The following is a 2,325-nucleotide window of genomic DNA, read 5'->3' as shown; positions in this document are numbered from 1 at the left end:
CAGGCTTATAACTGGGGTTGCTTATGAATACTTTTAATATTGAAGAAGCTTCAGAATTTCTTGGAGCCCACAGGGAAACTATCCGTCGAATGGCTGCATCTGGTGAACTTCCAGCTGTAAAGATAGGTAGGGGTTGGATATTTTTAGAGCAAGATCTTGTGATGTACATAAGAAACAAGTACTCTACTTGCGATGCATCGCAGGGTGTCAATAGAAGGAGTATTGATATATGGCACTCTACAAAAGAGATGGGGTCTGGTGGACAGACATTTTCCACAAAGGAAAGCGCGTACGCAAAAGCACTGGGACGACGATAAGGCAAGATGCGCAGCGTTTTCATGATCAACTTAAAAATGAATTGTGGAATGAAAAGTTAGTAAATTCTATTCCCAATAAATTATGGATGGATGCAGTGATTCGATGGCTGGAAGAATCAGCACATAAACGTAGTCTGGAAACAGATAAGATTCATTTATCTTGGCTTGATCCTTATCTAAAAAAGTATTTATTGGCTGATATTGACAGCAATTTAATCGAATCAATTGCAAAGAAAAAAGAAAAAGCAGGTGTTACGCTTTCTACAGTCAATCGAGTGTTGGAAGTTCTTCGTGCTATTTTAACTCGTGCCCATAAAGAGTGGGGATGGTTGGAAAGCATGCCACTGATTCGTATGAGGAGAGTAGAGAATAGACGAATACGCTGGTTAACAAAAGAAGAGGTTACACGGTTGTTAAAAGAGTTACCATCGCATTTGAAAGATATGGCTGCGTTTACTTTAGCAACAGGTTTACGCGAATCGAATGTCACTCAATTGAAATGGACTCAGATTAATTTGGAAAAAGGGCATGCCCTTATTCATCCAGAAGAATCGAAAACCAACCGAGCTATTCCTGTTCCTTTAAATAAGCAGGCTATTTCGATTATTTCTTCTCAGAAGGGTAATAACCCTATATATGTTTTTACATATCAGGGAAAGCCTGTAACTCGCTGTAATAATCATGCATGGCAGAAGGCTTTGGCAAGAGCTGGAATAGAGAATTTTCGCTGGCATGATTTACGTCATACCTGGGCTAGTTGGCATGTGCAAAACGGTACAGCTTTACATGAGTTACAACAACTTGGAGGCTGGTCAAATTATGAGATGGTTTTACGTTATGCACATCTCTCAAGTGAGCACCTGAAAGTGGCGGCAGAACGAATTCATGACACGTTTATGCCACAGTAAATGGGTTTTAGTGACGGCAAATTCTAACTAGAAGTGCGACAAACAAAAATGCTGTATATTCATGTTCTTCGGAAACTTGAATAAACTAGCAAAGGAGCTTGCCGCATGAGCTATTATAATCATTTTTCAAAAAATGAGCGACAACGTTTGTATATTTATCTCGAAATGGGGTTATCAATACAAATGATATCAAAAAAGCTTTCTAGACATCGTTCGTCACTTTATAGAGAAATTAACCGTAATAGTATTTCAGGGAGTTATTTGCCTGGGGTTGCTAATCAAAAAGCAAGAACAAGAGCTTCTAACGGCCGAGTAAGCAAGATAAATCAGGACGGTTATCTACGTGATTATGTGGTTAAGGCACTGAAAAAAGGTTGGAGTCCTGAACAAATATCTGGTCGAATGAAATATCAAAAGCTCACTATTTATGTGTGTCCAGAAACTATCTATCAGTATGTCTATAAGTCTAAAAATAAAGAACTTTATTACTGTTTACCTTACAAACAACCTCAAAGACGCAAACGGTATTCGAGAAAGAAACAACTATGTCGATTTGGTGGTGATATGCGATTGATAACAGAAAGGCCTTCTGATATTAGCAAGAGAACAAGATTTGGTCATTGGGAAGGTGACACAATACAATTTACGGGTAACAAAAAGAAAGTTGTAACAACCTTGGTTGAGCGTAAATCGAGGATGGTTATGCTCATCAAGAATAATAGCAAACACTCCAGAGGTGTTATGCAGAGAATAACTGATAAATTTGAGCATTTACCCAAAAAGATGTGTAAAACAGTTACTTTTGATCAAGGAGTTGAGTTTGCTGATTACAAAGTCCTTGAAAGTAAAATGCAATGCCAGGTTTATTACTGTGAAACTCACTCGCCCTGGCAAAAAGGATCTAATGAAAATATGAATGGTCGGTTAAGAAGGTACTTGCCAAGTGCTACTATAATTGATCAGGTAACACAAAATGACTTGGATCTAATAGCTGATAGAATGAACCTATGTCCAAGAAAGTGTTTAGGGTATAAAATGCCTAAGGAAGTGTTTATACAGCAGTATAAAAATGATTGTCGCATTTGGAGCTAGAATGCGCC

Annotated in this window: 3 protein-coding genes; all 3 read left to right on the top strand. The window is 38.2% G+C overall.

What is annotated here, in order from left to right; all coding sequences use genetic code 11:
- The first annotated feature begins 23 nt into the window (after positions 1-23).
- Positions 24-317, top strand: a complete 294-nt coding sequence (locus AB3348_RS15175; RefSeq protein WP_172458822.1) for a helix-turn-helix domain-containing protein — start codon at positions 24-26, stop codon at positions 315-317.
- A complete protein-coding gene (locus AB3348_RS15170; protein ID WP_367608471.1) occupies positions 230-1,225 on the top strand; it encodes a tyrosine-type recombinase/integrase in 996 nt (331 codons plus the stop codon). The genes AB3348_RS15175 and AB3348_RS15170 overlap by 88 nt, the downstream gene beginning before the upstream one ends.
- Positions 1,226-1,330: 105 nt before the next feature.
- A complete protein-coding gene (locus AB3348_RS15165) occupies positions 1,331-2,317 on the top strand; it encodes an IS30 family transposase (protein ID WP_367608470.1) in 987 nt (328 codons plus the stop codon).
- Positions 2,318-2,325 lie beyond the last annotated feature (8 nt).

This window comes from Legionella sp. W05-934-2, assembly GCF_964199965.1.
GTDB lineage: Bacteria > Pseudomonadota > Gammaproteobacteria > Legionellales > Legionellaceae > JAFIFT01.
This window is presented reverse-complemented; position numbering and strand designations above follow the sequence as displayed.